At 70.2% G+C, this 17,222-nt stretch carries 14 protein-coding genes; 4 read left to right on the top strand and 10 right to left on the bottom strand.

The window, feature by feature from the left end; genetic code table 11:
• Positions 1–4 precede the first annotated feature (4 nt).
• Genes ruvX through ACZ7LS_RS20345 form a run of 4 tightly spaced genes read right to left on the bottom strand, consistent with a single transcriptional unit; the run spans position 5 to position 3,958 of the window.
• Positions 5–469, bottom strand: coding sequence for a Holliday junction resolvase RuvX (gene ruvX, locus ACZ7LS_RS20360; RefSeq protein WP_385134942.1), 465 nt, complete (start codon positions 467–469; stop codon positions 5–7).
• Between the two features lie 6 nt (positions 470–475).
• The gene (gene alaS, locus ACZ7LS_RS20355; RefSeq protein ID WP_382674181.1) at positions 476–3,145 is read right to left on the bottom strand and encodes an alanine--tRNA ligase; all 2,670 of its coding nucleotides are present in this window, start codon (positions 3,143–3,145) and stop codon (positions 476–478) included.
• Positions 3,145–3,507: a DUF6167 family protein gene (locus tag ACZ7LS_RS20350; RefSeq protein WP_382527433.1), complete on the bottom strand. Its 363-nt coding sequence runs from the start codon at positions 3,505–3,507 to the stop codon at positions 3,145–3,147. Before ACZ7LS_RS20350 ends, alaS begins: the two co-directional genes overlap by 1 nt.
• A 7-nt stretch (positions 3,508–3,514) precedes the next feature.
• The gene (locus tag ACZ7LS_RS20345; RefSeq protein ID WP_382527430.1) at positions 3,515–3,958 is read right to left on the bottom strand and encodes a DUF948 domain-containing protein; all 444 of its coding nucleotides are present in this window, start codon (positions 3,956–3,958) and stop codon (positions 3,515–3,517) included.
• A gap of 169 nt (positions 3,959–4,127) precedes the next feature.
• Here ACZ7LS_RS20345 and ACZ7LS_RS20340 point away from each other — a divergent pair, with 169 nt between their 5' ends.
• Positions 4,128–6,338 carry an ATP-binding protein gene (locus ACZ7LS_RS20340; RefSeq protein ID WP_385341711.1) on the top strand — a complete coding sequence of 737 codons (2,211 nt, stop codon included), beginning with the start codon at positions 4,128–4,130 and terminating at the stop codon, positions 6,336–6,338.
• A gap of 15 nt (positions 6,339–6,353) precedes the next feature.
• Here ACZ7LS_RS20340 and rpsD read toward each other — a convergent pair whose 3' ends face one another.
• Positions 6,354–6,968, bottom strand: a complete 615-nt coding sequence (gene rpsD / locus ACZ7LS_RS20335) for a 30S ribosomal protein S4 (RefSeq protein ID WP_030355486.1) — start codon at positions 6,966–6,968, stop codon at positions 6,354–6,356.
• 176 nt (positions 6,969–7,144) lie between these two features.
• Here rpsD and ACZ7LS_RS20330 point away from each other — a divergent pair, with 176 nt between their 5' ends.
• On the top strand, positions 7,145–7,846 hold the full coding sequence (locus ACZ7LS_RS20330; protein WP_382674189.1) for a DUF2470 domain-containing protein: 702 nt from the start codon (positions 7,145–7,147) through the stop codon (positions 7,844–7,846).
• Positions 7,847–7,874: 28 nt separating this feature from the next.
• On the opposite strand, the gene ACZ7LS_RS20325 is transcribed toward ACZ7LS_RS20330, so the two are convergent.
• The 4 genes from ACZ7LS_RS20325 to ACZ7LS_RS20310 form a co-directional block, all read right to left on the bottom strand.
• Positions 7,875–9,230 (bottom strand): replication-associated recombination protein A, encoded by a 1,356-nt coding sequence (locus ACZ7LS_RS20325; RefSeq protein WP_382527421.1) that lies wholly within the window; start codon positions 9,228–9,230, stop codon positions 7,875–7,877.
• A 69-nt stretch (positions 9,231–9,299) separates the two neighbouring features.
• The gene (locus ACZ7LS_RS20320; protein ID WP_385134947.1) at positions 9,300–9,935 is read right to left on the bottom strand and encodes a vitamin K epoxide reductase family protein; all 636 of its coding nucleotides are present in this window, start codon (positions 9,933–9,935) and stop codon (positions 9,300–9,302) included.
• Between the two features lie 178 nt (positions 9,936–10,113).
• Positions 10,114–11,376, bottom strand: a complete 1,263-nt coding sequence (hisS, locus tag ACZ7LS_RS20315) for a histidine--tRNA ligase (RefSeq protein ID WP_382527415.1) — start codon at positions 11,374–11,376, stop codon at positions 10,114–10,116.
• A 13-nt stretch (positions 11,377–11,389) separates the two neighbouring features.
• Positions 11,390–12,112, bottom strand: coding sequence for an MBL fold metallo-hydrolase (locus tag ACZ7LS_RS20310; RefSeq protein ID WP_382527412.1), 723 nt, complete (start codon positions 12,110–12,112; stop codon positions 11,390–11,392).
• A 141-nt stretch (positions 12,113–12,253) separates the two neighbouring features.
• Here ACZ7LS_RS20310 and ACZ7LS_RS20305 point away from each other — a divergent pair, with 141 nt between their 5' ends.
• Both ACZ7LS_RS20305 and ACZ7LS_RS20300 read left to right on the top strand, forming a co-directional pair.
• Positions 12,254–13,051, top strand: coding sequence for a peptidylprolyl isomerase (locus ACZ7LS_RS20305; protein WP_382527410.1), 798 nt, complete (start codon positions 12,254–12,256; stop codon positions 13,049–13,051).
• Positions 13,052–13,201: 150 nt separating this feature from the next.
• Positions 13,202–14,431, top strand: coding sequence for a DUF349 domain-containing protein (locus ACZ7LS_RS20300; protein WP_382527407.1), 1,230 nt, complete (start codon positions 13,202–13,204; stop codon positions 14,429–14,431).
• Positions 14,432–14,597: 166 nt separating this feature from the next.
• Here the strand turns inward: ACZ7LS_RS20300 and ACZ7LS_RS20295 are convergent, their stop codons facing one another.
• On the bottom strand, positions 14,598–17,153 hold the full coding sequence (locus tag ACZ7LS_RS20295; protein ID WP_385133152.1) for a RelA/SpoT family protein: 2,556 nt from the start codon (positions 17,151–17,153) through the stop codon (positions 14,598–14,600).
• Positions 17,154–17,222 lie beyond the last annotated feature (69 nt).

The following is a 17,222-nucleotide window of genomic DNA, read 5'->3' as shown; positions in this document are numbered from 1 at the left end:
GCGATCAGATGACCACTTCGACGCCCTCACCGGGAGGATTACCTGATACCCGTTCGGCCTCAAGCGCGCTCTGGAGAATGACGACCGCCGCCACTTGGTCGATCACGGACCGGCCCTTCTTCGATTTCACGCCCGAGGCCCGCAATCCCTGACTGGCCGTCACTGTGCTCATCCGCTCATCGACCAGTCGTACGGGCAGCGGCGCGACGGACCGCGCCATCTCCTCGGCGAACGTCCGTACCTTCGCCGCGGCCGGTCCCTCGCCCCCGTTGAGGGAGCGCGGGAGTCCGATCAGCACCTCGATCGGTTCGTACTCCTCGACGATCTGGCGCAGCCGCCGGTGGGCGGCCGGGACATCGCGTCCCGGCACGGTCTCCACCGGCGTGGCGAGGATCCCGTCGGGGTCGCACGAGGCGACCCCGATCCGGGCGTCCCCGACATCGATCGCGAGCCGGCGTCCGCGTCGCATACGGCGTCAGGCCGTCTCGGCGACGAGGCGTTCCACGGCGGCGACGGCGTCCCCGATGGCGTCCGGGTTCTGACCGCCGCCCTGGGCGACGTCCGGCTTGCCGCCACCGCCGCCACCGAGGGTCTTGGCGGCGGTACGGACCAGGTCACCGGCCTTGAGACCGCGTCCGCGCGCGGCCTCGTTGGTGGCGATGACCGTCAGCGGGCGTCCGTTGGCCGTGGTGAACAGCGCCACGACAGCCGGCCGGTCGCCCTGGATACGGCCGCGGACGTCGAGGACCAGCTTGCGCAGATCGTCGGCCGAGGTGCCGTCGGGGACCTGTCCGGTGACCAGCGCGGTGCCCCGTACGTCCTTGGCGCTCTCGGCGAGTCCGGCGGCGGCGGCGAGCACCTTCTCCGCGCGGAACTTCTCGATCTCCTTCTCGGCGTCCTTCAGCTTGGCCAGCATGCCGGAGATCTTCTCGGGCAGTTCCTCGGAACGGCCCTTGACCAGCTCCTGGAGCTGGGCGACGACGGTGTGCTCCTTGGCGAGGAAGTTGTAGGCGTCCACGCCGACCAGAGCCTCGATGCGCCGCACCCCGGAGCCGATCGACGATTCGCCGAGCAGCTTCACCAGACCCAGCTGGGCGGTGTTGTGGACATGCGTACCGCCGCACAGCTCCTTGGAGAAGTCGCCGATGGTGACGACGCGCACCCGCTCGCCGTACTTCTCGCCGAACTCGGCGATGGCGCCCTGCTTCTTGGCCTCGTCGATCGACATGACCTCGGCCTGCACGTCCAGCTCGCGGGCGAGGACCTCATTGATCTTCTGCTCGACATCGAGGAGGACCGTGCCGGGTACGGCGGCGGGCGAGCCGAAGTCGAAGCGGAAGCGGCCCGGCGAGTTCTCCGAGCCGGCCTGGGCGGCCGTCGGGCCGAGGGCGTCGCGCAGCGCCTGGTGTGTGAGGTGCGTGGCGCTGTGGGCGCGGGCGATGGCGCGGCGGCGGTTGATGTCGATGGCGGCGTAGGCGGAGGAGCCCACCGTCACCTCGCCGACCTGCACGGATCCCTTGTGCACGGAGACACCGGGGACCGGCTGCTGGACGTCGCGGACCTGGATGACGGCGCCGGTGTCGAGCTTGATCCGGCCCTGGTCGGCGAGCTGGCCGCCGCCCTCGGCGTAGAAGGGCGTGCGGTCGAGGACGATCTCGACCTCGTCGCCCTCGGTGGCGGCGGGCGACGGCACACCGTCGACGAGGAGGCCGACGATGGTCGACTCGCCCGCGGTGGAGGTGTAGCCGGTGAACTCGGTGGAACCGCTGTTGTCGGCGACGGCGCGGTAGGCGGAGAGGTCGGCGTGGCCGGACTTCTTGGCCTTGGCGTCGGCCTTGGCCCGCTCCCGCTGCTCCTTCATCAGCCGCCGGAAGCCGTCCTCGTCCACGGAGAGGCCCTGTTCGGCGGCCATCTCCAGGGTGAGGTCGATCGGGAAACCCCAGGTGTCGTGGAGCAGGAACGCCTTGTCGCCGGAGAGGACCTGACCGCCGGCGGACTTGGTCTCGGTGACGGCGGTGTCGAGGATGTTCGTACCGCCCTTGAGGGCCTTGAGGAAGGCGGCCTCCTCGGCGACGGCCACGGTCTCGATGCGCTTGCGGTCGGTCTCCAGCTCCGGGTACTGCTCGCCCATGGTCTTGATGACCACGTCGATCAGATCGGCGACGACCGGTTCGGTGGCGCCGAGGAGCCGCATATTGCGGATGGCGCGGCGCATGATGCGGCGCAGTACGTAGCCGCGGCCCTCGTTGCCGGGGGTGACACCGTCGCCGATGAGCATCGTGGACGTACGGATGTGGTCGGCGACCACGCGCAGCGAGACGTCGGAGCCGCGCTCGGCGCCGTACCGTACGCCCGTCAGCTCGGTGGCCTTGTCCATGACGACGCGCAGGGTGTCGGTCTCGTACATGTTCTGTACGCCCTGGAGGATCATGGCGAGACGTTCGAGGCCGAGGCCGGTGTCGATGTTCTTGGACGGCAGGTCGCCGAGGATCTCGAAGTCCTCCTTGCCGGTGCCCTCACCGCGCTCGAACTCCATGAAGACCAGGTTCCAGATCTCCACATAGCGCTCGTCGTTGACGGCGGGGCCGCCCTCGACGCCGAACTCGGGGCCGCGGTCGTAGTTGATCTCCGAGCAGGGGCCGCAAGGACCCGGCACGCCCATCGACCAGTAGTTGTCCTTCTTGCCCAGCCGCTGGATGCGCTCGGCCGGCACGCCGATCTTCTCGCGCCAGATCCGCTCGGCCTCGTCGTCGTCGAGGTAGACGGTGATCCACAGGCGCTCCGGGTCGAGCCCGTAACCGCCGTCCGCCACGGAGCTGGTGAGCAGCTCCCAGGCGTAGGCGATCGCGCCTTCCTTGAAGTAGTCGCCGAAGGAGAAGTTGCCGCACATCTGGAAGAACGTGCCGTGCCGGGTGGTCTTGCCGACCTCTTCGATGTCCGGTGTGCGCACGCACTTCTGCACGCTGGTGGCGCGCTGGTACGGCGGCTTGACCTCACCGAGGAAGTACGGCTTGAAGGGCACCATGCCCGCCGGGACCAGCAGCAGAGTCGGGTCGTCCGCGATGAGCGACGCCGAAGGGACGACGGTGTGACCGCGCTCCTCGAAGAAGCTCAGCCAGCGGCGACGAATTTCAGCCGACTCCATCAGTGGTCCTCATTCCGGTTGTGCGGGTCGTAGTGACGCGGGTGGTTCTGCGGGTGGGCGGAGTACACGGTCCGGGACTGTTCCGGATACCCGATGGCGGCGCGGTGCCGGGGAGCGGGAAGCGCGTGGTCTGCGGACGCGTCGAGACCGAGCGCCTCGCCGAGCTCCGCCTCGCGCCGCGCCATCCCCGCTCTGACGTCAACGGCGAATTCCCTGACTTTGTGCCCGGCGTCGATCGCCTTGTTCGCGGCCTGGGCCGCGAGGCTCTCCGGGGTCAGCTGCTTGATCTTGCGGTGGACCTTGGTGGTGGCCCAGACACCGGCGGCCGCGCCCGCGGTGAACCAGAACGTACGGCGGAACATCGCTGCGTCAGCCCTTCTTCTTCCTGCGCCGGGCGGACGGCAGCGTACGGCCGGGGATGACCGTGCGCCGGACGGCCGGCTCGGGCGCCGTGCCGGCGTCCGCTGCCCCTCTGCGTCCGAGCGCCTGGCGTACGCCGTAGCCGAACGCGGCGACCTTGACCAGCGGGCCGCCGAAGGTCGAGGCGACCGTCGTGGAGAGCGCCGAGGCGTTGGAGGTGACTTCCTGGACGTCCGTCGCGATGGCGTCGACCCGGTCGAGCTGCGTCTGCGCGGAACGGACCGTCGCGGACGCGTCCGCCAGCAGCGGTACGGCCTGCTCGGTCACCTCCGCCACCAGTCTGGTGGTCGCCTTGAGGGTCTGCGCCAGCCTCACCAGCACCACGGCCAGGAAGGAGACCAGAATGGCCCAGAACACGGCCACCAGGATCCCGGCAACCTCTCCACCGGTCACGCCGCACCGCTCCCTGATCGTCGAAGGTCATCTGGAAAGCGACTGGAAAGTCGTCCTCCGACCCTATCGCGCCAGGGGTCGCGTCCCGTACCGGATTAGCGTGGGCCCGGGTGGCGTTCAGCGGGAAAGATTGTACGGAGTGCGGCGGGTTGAGTACTCTGCGTGTCCCATGCGACGCCCCTTTCGCTCCGGCCCTCCGTCGGCCGTGCCCGCCCCGGCTCCGGGCAATCTCCCCGCCGAGCTGAACCGCTTCGTGGGGCGCGACGACGAGCTGGCCGCCCTGACGCGGCACCTCGGGGAATCCCGGCTGGTCACGGTGGTGGGGGTGGGCGGAGTCGGCAAGACCCGGCTGGCCCTGAAGGCAGCGGATGCCCTGAAGAAACGCTACTGCGATGGCATCTGGCTCGCCGAACTCTCCGCGCTCCGCGACCCCGAGCTGCTCGAACACGCGTTGGTGGAGGCACTCGGACTGACGGACCACAGCAGCAGGCCCACGCGCCGGGTGCTCGCCGGCCATCTCGCCTCGCGTCAACTGCTGCTGGTCATCGACGGGTTCGAGCAGCTCGTCGACGCCTGCGCCACGCTCGTACGGGAACTGCTGCGCCGGTCACCCGAGTTGCGGGTGCTCGCCGTCGGCAGGCGTCCGCTCAGGGTGGACGGTGAGCTGACCTTCGCGCTCGCCCCGATGACGGAGACGGACGCGGTGCGGCTCTTCACCGAACGGGCCGCCGCCGTACCGCCCGGTACCGGTACCGGTCCGGATCCGGGGCGGGCCGGCGCCCGTTCCGCGGCCGTCCACGAACTGTGCCGGCGCCTCGACGGGATCCCGCTCGCGCTGGAGCTGGCGGCCGGGCGGCTCCATGTCCTCTCCGTCGAACAGATCCTCGACCGCGTCGGGGACCGCTTCCGGGTGCTCACCGAAGGCAGACGGGGCGCGCCGCCGCGCCATCAGACGCTCAGGACCGCGATCGGCTGGAGCCATGAGCTGTGCACTCCGCCCGAACGGCTGCTGTGGGCGCGGCTGTCGGTCTTCGCCGGACCGTTCGACCTGGAGGCCGCCGAGTATGTGTGCGGCGGACCCGAACTGCCGGAGGAAGAGGTCCTGGACGTCCTCGCCGAGCTGATCTCCCAGTCACTCGTCGTCCGCGAGGAGACCCCGGCGGGTACGCGCTACCGGCTGCTGGACACCGTCAGGGCGTACGGCGCCGAGTGGCTGGACGCCCTGGAGGACACCTACCGGATGCGCCGCCGGCACCGCGACTGGTACATGGGGCTCGCGACCTGGTACGAGCTGGACTGGTTCAGCCCGCGCCAGGCGGATGTCGCGGCCGGTACCGAGAGCGCGCTGCCCAATCTGCGCGCCGCGCTCGAACTGTGTCTGGAGAGTCCCGACGAGGCGCATCTGGGCCAGCATCTGGCGGGCACGCTCTGGTTCTACTGGGCGGGATGCGGCCGGCTGACCGAGGGGCGGCACTGGCTGGGCCGGGCCCTCGCGCTGGACACCCCGTACGACGAGTCGCGGCTGAAAGCCCTGTGGGTGCTCGGCTATGTCGCGGTTCTCCAGGGGGACAACACCGCCGCGTCCGGCGCCCTGCACGAGTGCCGGGAGGAGGCCGAGCGCACCGGCAACGCGCTGGCGCGCGCCTACGCCGTGCACCGGCTGGGCTGTCAGGCGCTGCTCACCGACGACATGCCGCGCGCCGAACGGCTGCTGCGCTCGGCCCTCGCTTCGTACCGGGAGCTCGGCGAGCTGAACAGCAATGTGCTGATGGGCCAGGTCGAGCTGGCCATGGCGCTGGTCTTCCAGGGCGATCTGGAGGCGGCGGCCGCGCTGTGCGAGGAGGTCCGCGAGATCTGCGAGGACAGCGGCGAGCGCTGGACCAGGGCGTACGCGCTGTACGTACTGGCCTACGCGGCCTGGACGCGCGAGGGCCACACCGAGGCGCGCGCGCTGATCGGTGAGTCGATCGCGATCCACCATGGATTCAACGATCTGGTGGGGCTGGTGCTGGCCGTCGAGCTGATGGCGCTGGTGACGGCGAGCGAGGGCGATCCGGCGGAGGCCGCGGTGCTCCAGGGGGCCGCGAGCCGGCTGTGGGAGTCGGTCGGCCCGCAGCTGTTCGGCTCCGGCTTCTTCGGTGCGCCGCGCGCGCTGTGCGAGCGGCGCGCGAGCGAGGCGCTGGGTACGGAGCGGTACGCGGCGTACGAGGGCGAAGGGCTCGGGCTGTCGCCGGGCGCGGCCGTGGAGCGGGCGCTCGCCGAGCGCCGCCGGCCGGCCGCCGCGCCGCCGCACCAGCAGCCGGACGCGCGCCGGCCGGCCCGGAAAACGCGGAAGCCCGCCGGCTCCCCCACCACGCGGGGCGGGGAAGCGGCGGGCTGAGACCTCGTGTCCGCGTCAGCGGGCGTAGTACTCGACGACCAGCTGCTCGTCACAGATGACCGGGATCTCCTTGCGCTGCGGGTCACGGTCCAGGCGGAACGCCAGGGCCTTCAGGTTGACCTGCAGGTAGCGCGGGGTCTCGCCGTCGGTGTCGTAGCCACCCTCGCGCGCGACCTGGAAGGGGACCTTCTCGCGGCTGCGCTCACGGACCATCACGACGTCGTCGGGGCGCACGCGGAACGACGGCTTGTCGACCTTGCCGCCGTTGACCTCGATGTGGCCGTGGACGACCATCTGGCGGGCCTGGTAGATGGTGCGGGCGATGCCCGACCGCAGAACCAGCGCGTCGAGGCGGCGCTCCAGCTCGACGACCAGGGCCTCGCCCGTCTTGCCCTCGGCCTTGCGGGCGCGGTCGTAGGCGCGGGCCATCTGGCGCTCGCTGATGTCGTACTGGGCACGCAGGCGCTGCTTCTCCAGCAGACGGACCTTGTAGTCACTGTTCTGCTTGCGTCCACGGCCGTGCTCGCCCGGCGGGTAGGGACGGGCCTCGAAGTACTTGACAGCCTTCGGCGTCAGCGCGATACCGAGCGCGCGTGACTTCTTGACCTTGGGACGCGACTGGTTAGGCACGTTCTCCAGACCTCCGTTGTAGGTTAGGTTAGGCTCACCTTACTTAAGGAGATCGCATGTCTCGCCCTGGGAACACCACGCGCATCACAGACAGCCTCGGCGCACAGAGCGACGATTCGACGGAGGTCCGATCAGCTCATGGTCAGCCGCGTCCCAGCGGGCTTGAAATCGATCGGATGCCGTCAGCAGCCGAGCGCACACGAACTCTCGTACAGAGTACATGCTCGGCAGTACTGATCATTCCGGGCCTGGACGGGGCCAAGCCGTACCAGCTGATGCCCGACGCGCGGAGCGTCGGACCGGACGGCGAGGTGTTCCTCGCGTTCTCCGCCGACTCCCCCGCCGTACGCGCCGCGACGCACGCGCAGGACGACGAGCTGAACGCGGTGCTGGAGGTCACGGACGTCGCGCCCGTGTCCGTACCCCACCGTATCCGGGGCCGGGCCTGGCTCTCCGGCTGGCTGACCCGGGCACCGGGCGGGGCCGAACCCGGTCGTACGACGCTGCGGCTGGAGGTCGGCGAGGCGTGTGTGGACGACCTCTGGGGCGCGGAGTCGGTGGAGCCCGAGGACTTCGCCACGGCCGCGGCCGATCCGCTGGTGGAACACGAGGCGGAACTGCTCCAGCATCTGCACTCCGCCCACAGCGCGGAGGTCCAGTCGCTGCGCGGGCTGCTCGGCGAGCGGGCCGCGGGGTCCTCGGAGTCCGGGGCCGCCGGGACCGTCGCCGTACCCGTCGCGCTCGACCGTTTCGGACTGCGGGTGCGCTTCGCCGGCGTGCGGTGCTTCGACGCCCGTTTCGACTTCCCCGAGCCGGTGCGGAACCTCAACGAGCTGCGGTACGCGATGCACACGCTCTTCGACGCGGCCGCGGGATAACCGGACAGCGCCTGCCGGCCCCTGTCCCCTAGCTCCTGTCCCCGCGCAGCCGCTCGCGCACCTTGTCGACCACATCCGCGTACCGCGCCTCCGCGCCGTACCGCGTGGGCTCGTAGTAGCGCCTGCCCCGCACCTCCTCCGGTGCGTACTGCTGGGCGGCGATCCCGCCCGGCACATCGTGCGGATAGATATAGCCCTGGGCATGGCCGAGCTTGGCCGCGCCCTTGTAGTGGCCGTCGCGCAGATGCGGGGGGACCGGCCCCGCCAGCCCCTTCTTGACGTCCTCCAGGGCGGCGGAGATGGCGGTCGTGGCCGCGTTCGACTTGGGGGCCAGCGCCAGCGCGATGGTGGCATGGCTCAGGGTGAGAGCGGCCTCCGGGAAACCGATCATGGCCACGGCCTGGGCGGCGGCGACCGCGGTCGGCAGGGCGGTGGGATCGGCGAGACCGATGTCCTCGCTCGCCGAGATCATCAGCCGTCTGGCGATGAACCGGGGGTCCTCCCCCGCCTCGATCATCCGCGCCAGATAGTGCAGCGCCGCGTCCACGTCGGAGCCGCGGATGGACTTGATCAGCGCGCTCGCCACGTCGTAGTGCTGATCGCCCTCACGGTCGTAGGCCACCGCCGCCCGGTCGACGGTCTCCTCCACGGTCCTGAGGCTGATCTCCTTCTCGCTCTTGTCGATCGCGGCGCCGGCCGCCGCCTCCAGCGCCGTCAGCGCGCGCCGCGCGTCGCCGCCCGCGATCCGCAGCAGATGCGCCTCGGCGTCGTCGGGGAGCGTGACCGCGCCGCCGAGACCGCGCTCCTCGGTGAGGGCCCGCCGCAGCAGACCGCGCAGATCGTCGTCGCTGAGCGGCTCCAGCGTGAGCAGCAGGGAGCGGGAGAGCAGCGGGGAGATCACCGAGAAGTACGGATTCTCGGTGGTGGCGGCGATGAGCGTGACCCAGCGGTTCTCGACCGCGGGCAGCAGGGAGTCCTGCTGGGCCTTGCTGAAGCGGTGGATCTCATCGAGGAAGAGGACGGTCTCCTTGCCGAAGCCCCCGGACGCGCGGCGGGCCCCGTCGATGACGGCCCTGACCTCCTTGACGCCCGCGGTGATCGCGGAGAGCTCCACGAAGCGCTTGTTGGTCGCCTTGGAGACGACATACGCGAGGGTCGTCTTGCCCGTGCCGGGCGGGCCCCAGAGAATCACGGACGAAGGACCGGCCGGGCCGCCGTTCCCCTCGCCCACCAACCTCCGCAGCGGGGATCCGGGCTTCAGCAGATGGCTCTGGCCGACGACTTCGTCAAGGACGCGCGGGCGCATCCGGACGGCCAGAGGGCTGCTGGACGGGTCCTTCTCCTGGCGGTCTTCCGCCGCTGCGGTAAAGAGGTCGGGCTCCACGCGTGAAGCCTATGCCAGACCACTGACAACGCCGTCGCCCTCGGCGGCCCCGGGCCGCCGGCGGTGTCCTCAGCCGGTCCAGAAGTCCCACCAGCGGGTCAGGACGAGCATCCCGATGATCCCGATGTGCAGCACCGGCAGCACCCACGTGAACTCGCCGAGGAAGCCTCGCAGCCAGGACGGCGCGGGCAGCACTCCCTGGCGGATGTTGTGGGACGTGATGTACCAGAACATCAGGATCGTGGCGACCCAGGCCAGGCAGCACCACAGGCAGAGCGAGCTGATCGTGTACAGCGACTGGTACTGGAGCCAGGTGCAGAATCCGACGCCGAAGAGGGTGCCCGCGTTCAGCCCGAGCCAGAACCAGCTCCGGTAGCGCGCCCCGGCGAGCAGTCCGATTCCGATGAAGATCACGACGGCGTAGGTGACGAGTCCGAGCATCGGGTTCGGGAAGCCGAAGGCCGACGCCTGGTCGCTCTTCATGATGTTGCCGCAGGAGACCACCGGGTTCAGGCTGCATCCCGGCGTGAAGCCCGGGTCCTCCAGCAGCTTGAACTTGTCGAGGGTGATCACCCAGGCCGCCAGCAGTCCCGCCGCGCCCGTGATGACCAGCAGGAGCGCGAACGCCCGGCTGCCGCCGACGGTGCCCGTGGCCGTCCCTTCCTCGCGGTCGGAGGTGACGTCGTCCACCACTGCTCGCGTCATATCACCGTTCCATCACTCGGGGAGTGCGTGCGCTCGGGGAGTTCACGCGGTCGCGCACTCGGAGACCTCCGGGGCAGGCTCATTGTGCCGCACGGGCCCCCGGGTCCACCGTTCGCCCGGCATAAGGAAAGCGGGGCCCGGACGGTCTCCGTCCAGGCCCCGCACCGTTTCCGCGCGGTCAGCCGAGCCGCTGTGTCAGCTCCGTCACAAGGCCGTCGAGCGCCACCGCCGACTGCTCGCCGCTCTCCATGTCCTTGAGCTGGGCGACACCCTCCGCGAGATCGCGCTCGCCCGCGACGATCGTGTACCGGGCTCCGGACCTGTTGGCGTTCTTCATGGCGCCCTTGAGGCCCTTCGCGCCGTACGAGAAGTCCGCCGGGATCCCGGCCCTGCGCAGCTCGGTGACGACGGCGAACAGCCGCCGCCGCGCCTCCTCGCCGAGCGGCACCGCGAAGACGCTGGTGGCGTTCGGAAGATCGAGGCTGATCCCCTCGGCCTCCAGCGCCAGCACCGTACGGTCCACGCCGAGCGCCCAGCCGACCGACGGGAGCGCCGGGCCGCCGATCATCTCGGAGAGCCCGTCGTACCGGCCGCCGCCGCCCACCGCGGACTGCGCGCCGAGCCCGTCGTGCACGAACTCGAAGGTGGTCCTGGTGTAGTAGTCGAGACCGCGTACGAGCTTCTCGTCGTCCTCGTACGCCACCCCTGCGGCCGTCAGCAGCTCGCGCACCTCCTCGTGGTACGCCTTGCACGCGTCGCACAGATAGTCGCGCAGCATCGGTGCCCCGACGAGCTGCTTCTGTACGTCGGCGCGCTTGTCGTCGAGCACCCGCAGCGGGTTGATCTCGATGCGCCGGCGGGTGTCCTCGTCCAGATCGAGCCCGCGCAGGAAGCCCTGGAGCACCTCGCGGTAGACGGGGCGGCACTCCTTGTCGCCCAGCGAGTTGAGCAGGATGCGGAAATCGCGCAGCCCCAGGGAGCGGTACGCCTGGTCGGCCAGGATGATCAGTTCGGCGTCGAGCGCGGGGTCCTCCGCGCCGATCGCCTCGGCGCCGACCTGCGAGAAGTGGCGGTAACGGCCCTTCTGGGGGCGCTCGTAGCGGTAGTACGAGCCGGAGTACCAGAGCTTGACCGGCAGATTCCCGGCCTTGTGCAGATTGGCCTCCAGCGCGGCGCGCAGCACGGAGGCGGTGCCTTCGGGGCGCAGCGCCAGCCTGTCGCCGCCCTTGGTCTCGAAGGCGTACATCTCCTTGGAGACGATGTCGGTGGACTCGCCGACGCCGCGGGCGAACAGCTCGACGTTCTCGAAACCGGGTGTCTCGATATAGCCGTAGCCGGAGTTCCTCAGCGGCGCGGAGATGGCGTCGCGCACCGCGAGATAGACCGCCGAGGCGGGCGGGATCAGGTCGTAGGTGCCCTTGGGGGCCCGAAAGGTGCTCATGGAGATCGGTGCTTCACATTCCTCGTCGCGGAGCGGCGGTCGGGCCGCTTCCGTGGCCGGCGGCCAGCTCCCTCAGATAAGGGTTGGCGGCGCGCTCGCGGCCGATGGTCGTCTGGGGGCCGTGTCCGGACAGCACCACGGTCGAGTCGTCGAGCGGCAGGCACACCCGTGCCAGGGACTCGATGATCTCGGCGTGGTCGCCACCGGGCAGATCGGTGCGTCCGATGGAGCCGGCGAAGAGCAGATCGCCCGAGAAGAGGACCGGCGGGATATCGGCACCGCCGGCCGCCTCGGGCGTTCCGAACGTCACCGACCCCTTGGTATGGCCCGGGGCGTGCGCGACGGTGAACTCCAGTCCCGCCAGCGCCAGTCCGGCGCCGTCGGTCAGCTCCTGGACCTCGGCCGGCTCCCCCACCGTCAGCTCGCCCATCAACGGCATCCCGATCGAGCGGCCGAGCGCCTTCTCGGGGTCGCTCATCATGTAGCGGTCCGCGGGGTGGATCCATGCCGGTACGTCATGTGCCCCGCAGACGGGGACGACCGAGGCGACGTGGTCGATGTGCCCATGGGTCAGGATGACGGCGACGGGCTTGAGCCGGTGCTTGCGTACCGCGTCCTCGACGCCCTGAGCGGCCTGGTGGCCCGGGTCGATGATCACGCACTCCTCGCCCGCGGCGGGGGCGACCAGATAGCAATTGGTCCCCCAGGCCCCGGCGGGGAACCCGGCAATGAGCACGATCGTCCTTATATGTCGTCCGTCGGGAGAATGCAGCAGTTCAGAGACTACCGGCGGTCCTCAATCCACAGCGAACCCATATACGGTAACGGGCTAGATCAGGCCGGACAGGATCACATACACATACGAGGAGTGGACCCGGTGGTCAACAACGATCAGCGGCGGCGGCAGCTCGCCCGGGAGAAGTTCGAGCGGCAGCAGCAGCGCCGGGCCGAGGCCCGGAACAAGGCGAAGCGCCGCAATGTCATCATCGCGTCCGTGCTGGCCGTGGTGGTGCTCGCGGGAGCCGCGGCGTACGCCTCGGTCGGCCTGACGGACGGCGACAGCAGCGACAAGGCCGCCACTCCGGAGTCGAGCCCCTCCACCTCGCCCTCGCCCTCGCCGAGCGAGAGCAGCAAGCCCGAGCCGAAGATGACGATCGACAAGAACGCCACGTACACGATGGCGCTCAAGACGAGCCAGGGCGACATCTCCATCGCGATGGACGCCAAGAAGACACCGCACACGGTGAACTCGTTCAAGGCGCTCGCGGACAAGAAGTACTTCGACAACACGAAGTGTCACCGGCTGACCACCGAGGGCATCTTCGTGCTCCAGTGCGGCGACCCGAAGGGCGACGGCACCGGCGGTCCGGGCTACACGATCGAGGACGAGAATCTGACGGCTCTCGGCAAGGCGGGCGCCGACGGCTCGGTCACGTACCCGGCGGGGACGGTCGCGATGGCCAATACCGGCCAGCCGCACACCGGCGGCAGCCAGTTCTTCCTGGTCTACAAGGACACCAAACTCCCGCCCAGCTACACGCCGTTCGGGACCATGGACGACGCCGGCCTGAAGGTCGTGGAAGCCGTGGCGAAGGCCGGAGTGGACGGCGGCACGGGCGACGGCGCGCCCAAGAAGACCGTCACCGTGGAGAAGGGCACGGTCGACACGGCGTGACCCTGTGAATTTCGGCCGCGCTGAGTGCGGACAGCCGGGCGGCCGGTCGCCTAGATTGGCGTTGTGCAGGGCGGGCGCAGCCCGTCCCAGGAAACTGTGGATGATGCCCGGGGGCCACACCCCTCACGGGCATCAGGTGGAGGAGGCGCTGTGAGCAGCGACCCGTGGGGCCGCGTCGACGAGACGGGCACCGTGTACGTGCGTACGGCCGAGGGCGAACAGGTCGTCGGATCGTGGCAGGCAGGCTCTCCGGAGGAGGCTCTGGCCTATTTCGAGCGCAAGTACGAGGGCCTGGTTGTCGAGATCGGCCTCCTCGAACGGCGGGTGAAGACCACCGATCTGTCCGCGAAGGATGCGACGACCGCCATCGAGCATCTGCGCGGCCAGGTCGACGAGCACCACGCCGTGGGCGATCTCGAAGCGCTGCGCAAGCGGCTCGACGCGCTGGTGGCGACGGTCGACTCGCGCCGTGAGGAGCGCAAGGCGCAGCGGGCGAAGCAGACCGACGAGGCGCGCCACGCCAAGGAGGCGCTGGTCACCGAGGCGGAGGAGCTCGCGCAGAGCGACCAGTGGCGGTCGGCCGGTGAGCGGCTGCGGGCACTGGTGGACACCTGGAAGGGCCTGCCGAGGCTGGACCGGAAGTCCGACGACGAGCTGTGGCACCGCTTCTCGCACGCGCGCTCGGCGTTCTCCAAGCGCCGCAAGGCCCACTTCGCGGCGCTCGACGCGCAGCGCGAGGAGGCCCGCAAGGCCAAGGAGAAGCTGGTCGCGGAGGCCGAATCGCTGTCCGGCTCCACCGACTGGGGCGGTACGGCGGCCCGTTACCGCGAGCTGATGACGGAGTGGAAGGCGGCGGGCCGCGCCCAGCGCGAGGCCGAGGACGATCTGTGGAACCGCTTCCGCGGCGCCCAGGACGTCTTCTTCGCGGCGCGTGGCGAGGTCTTCGCCGAGCGGGACGCCGAGCAGGGCGAGAACCTCAAGCTCAAGGAGGAACTCGCGGTCGAGGCGGAGCGGCTGCTGCCGGTCACGGACCTCAAGGCGGCCAGGGCGGCGTTCCGGGCGCTCAACGAGCGCTGGGAGGCCATCGGTCACGTACCGCGTGACGCACGTCCCAAGGTCGAGGGCCGGATGCACGCGGTGGAGCGGGCGCTTCAGGAGTCCGAGGAGAACGAGTGGCGCCGGACGAACCCGGAGGCGCGTGCGCGCGCCGCGGGTCTGACGGGCCAGCTCCAGGGCGCGGTGGACAAGCTGCGTACGCAGATCGACGCGGCGCGCGCGGCGGGCAACAACGCCAAGGCGGACAAGCTCGCCAAGGAACTGGAGGGCCGGCAGGCCCTGCTGGACCAGGCGCTGAAGGGTCTCCAGGAGTTCGGCGGCTGAGAGGCCGGGCCTGGCACCCTCCGGCCCGGCGTCGGCCGGCAACGGCGAAGGGGCTCCCCGCAGCGGATGCGGGGAGCCCCTTCGCCGTTGCCCCTCGCCGTTGCCCCTCGCCGTTGCCCTGCGTCGCTGCCCTGCGTCGCTGCCCTGCGTCGTGCCTCGTCGCCCGTTACGGCCTGCGCGCCGAGGTGACGCGGTAGACGTCGTAGACGCCCTCCACGCCCCGTACGGCCTTCAGGACGTGTCCCAGATGCTTCGGGTCGCCCATCTCGAAGGTGAACCGGGACGTGGCGACCCGGTCGCGGGAGGTCTGGACGGCCGCGGACAGGATGTTCACATGCTGGTCGGACAGGACGCGGGTGACGTCCGACAGCAGCCGGGAGCGGTCCAGCGCCTCGACCTGGATGGCGACCAGGAAGACCGACGACTGGGTCGGGGCCCACTCGACCTCAAGGATCCGTTCGGGCTGCTGCGAGAGCGAGTCCACATTGACGCAGTCGGCGCGGTGCACCGAGACACCGCTGCCGCGGGTGACGAAGCCGATGATCGGGTCGCCCGGGACCGGCGTACAGCAGCGGGCGAGCTTGACCCAGACGTCCTCGACGCCCTTGACGACCACGCCGGGGTCGGCGTTGGCGCGGCGCTTGCCGCGGCCGTGCGAAGGCGGGGCGCTCTCGGCGATGTCCTCGTTGGCGGCCTCCTCGCCGCCGAGGGCCTGCACCAGCTTCTGTACGACGCCCTGCGCGGCCACATGGCCCTCGCCGATCGCCGCGTACAGGGACGAGATGTCGGGGTAGCGCATCTCGTGCGCGAGCGTGACCAGCGAGTCGCCGGTGAGGATGCGCTGGATCGGCAGGTTCTGCTTGCGCATGGCCCGCGCGATGGCGTCCTTGCCCTGCTCGATCGCCTCGTCGCGGCGCTCCTTGGAGAACCACGCGCGGATCTTGTTCCTGGCCCGCGGCGACTTGACGAAGCCCAGCCAGTCGCGCGAGGGGCCCGCCCCGGACGCCTTGGAGGTGAAGACCTCCACCAGATCGCCGTTGTCCAGCGTCGATTCGAGCGGTACGAGCCGTCCGTTGACCCGGGCTCCTATGGTCCGGTGGCCGACCTCCGTGTGCACCGCGTACGCGAAGTCGACGGGGGTGGCACCGGCGGGCAGCGCTATCACATCGCCCTTGGGCGTGAAGACGAAGACCTCGTTGCGGGACAGGTCGAAGCGGAGCGACTCCAGGAACTCGCTGGGGTCCTCGGTCTCCTTCTGCCAGTCCAGCAGCTGGCGCAGCCACGCCATGTCGTTGACGGTGTCCTGGCCGGCGCCCTTGCCCGCGTTCCTGGGCACGTCCGTCCGCACCTTGGAGGCGCCCGCGACGGCCTCCTGCTTGTACTTCCAGTGCGCGGCGATGCCGTACTCGGCGCGGCGGTGCATGTCGAACGTACGGATCTGGAGCTCGACGGGCTTGCCGTTGGGCCCGATGACCGTCGTGTGCAGCGACTGGTACATGTTGAACTTGGGCATCGCGATGTAGTCCTTGAACCGGCCGGGGACCGGATTCCACCGCGCGTGGACGGTGCCGAGCGCCGCGTAACAGTCGCGGACGGTGTCGACGAGGACGCGGATGCCCACCAGGTCGTAGATCTCCGCGAAGTCCCGGCCGCGGACGATCATCTTCTGGTAGACGCTGTAGTAGTGCTTCGGGCGGCCGGTGACGGTGGCCTTGATCCGGGCGGCGCGCAGATCCGACTGGACCTCGTCGGTCACTATGGCCAGATACTCGTCCCGCTTGGGGGCGCGCTCCGCGACGAGCCGGACGATCTCGTCGTACATCTTCGGGTAGAGGATCGCGAAGGCGAGGTCCTCCAGCTCCCACTTGATGGTGTTCATGCCCAGCCGGTGGGCCAGGGGCGCGTAGATCTCCAGCGTCTCGCGGGCCTTCTTCTCCTGCTTCTCCCGCTTGAGATAGCGCATGGTGCGCATGTTGTGCAGCCGGTCGGCGAGCTTGATGACCAGGACCCGCGGGTCCTTGGCCATGGCGACGACCATCTTGCGTACGGTCTCGGCCTGCGCCGCCTCGCCGAACTTGACCTTGTCCAGCTTGGTGACGCCGTCGACGAGCAGCGCGACCTGGTCGCCGAAGTCGCGGCGCAGGGTGTCGAGGCCGTACTCGGTGTCCTCGACAGTGTCGTGGAGCAGACCCGCCATCAGAGTGGCCGGGTCCATGCCCAGCTCCGCGAGGATCGTCGTCACCGCGAGGGGATGCGTGATGTACGGGTCGCCGCTCTTGCGCTTCTGACCGCGGTGCCAGCGCTCGGCGACCTGGTAGGCGCTCTCGATCTGGCGGAGCGTGGCGGTCTCGATCTTCGGGTCGTTGCCCCGCACGGTCCGCAGGAGCGGTTCGAGCACCGGGTTGTACGGCGACGAGCGCTGCACCCCGAGCCGGGCGAGCCGGGCTCGTACGCGGTTGGAGGAGCCGCCGGAACGTGACGTGGCCGCGGGGCCGGGCTTGGGGGCGCTGACGGGCGTGGAGGGGCGCTCAGGGGGCACGGGGGGCACGGGCGCCGGGGACGCCTCCACGGGGCGCCCCTCCGAGGTCTCCGCGGACGCGCGGGCGGCCTTCTCCTCCGCCGCGACCGCGGCCTTGTGCCGCGACACGGACGATGCCGCCGCGACCTGCTCGGCAGAGTGATCGGGCGTTGCGGCGGCCAGTGGCTGGACCTCTTCTGGCAAGGGCGCTCCTCGTGCGGATCCAGGTCCCCCGGTCAGGCCCGGAGGTTCCATGGTATCGACCCCGGGCGT

Source organism: Streptomyces sp. NPDC039430 (assembly GCF_055639435.1).
This window is presented reverse-complemented; position numbering and strand designations above follow the sequence as displayed.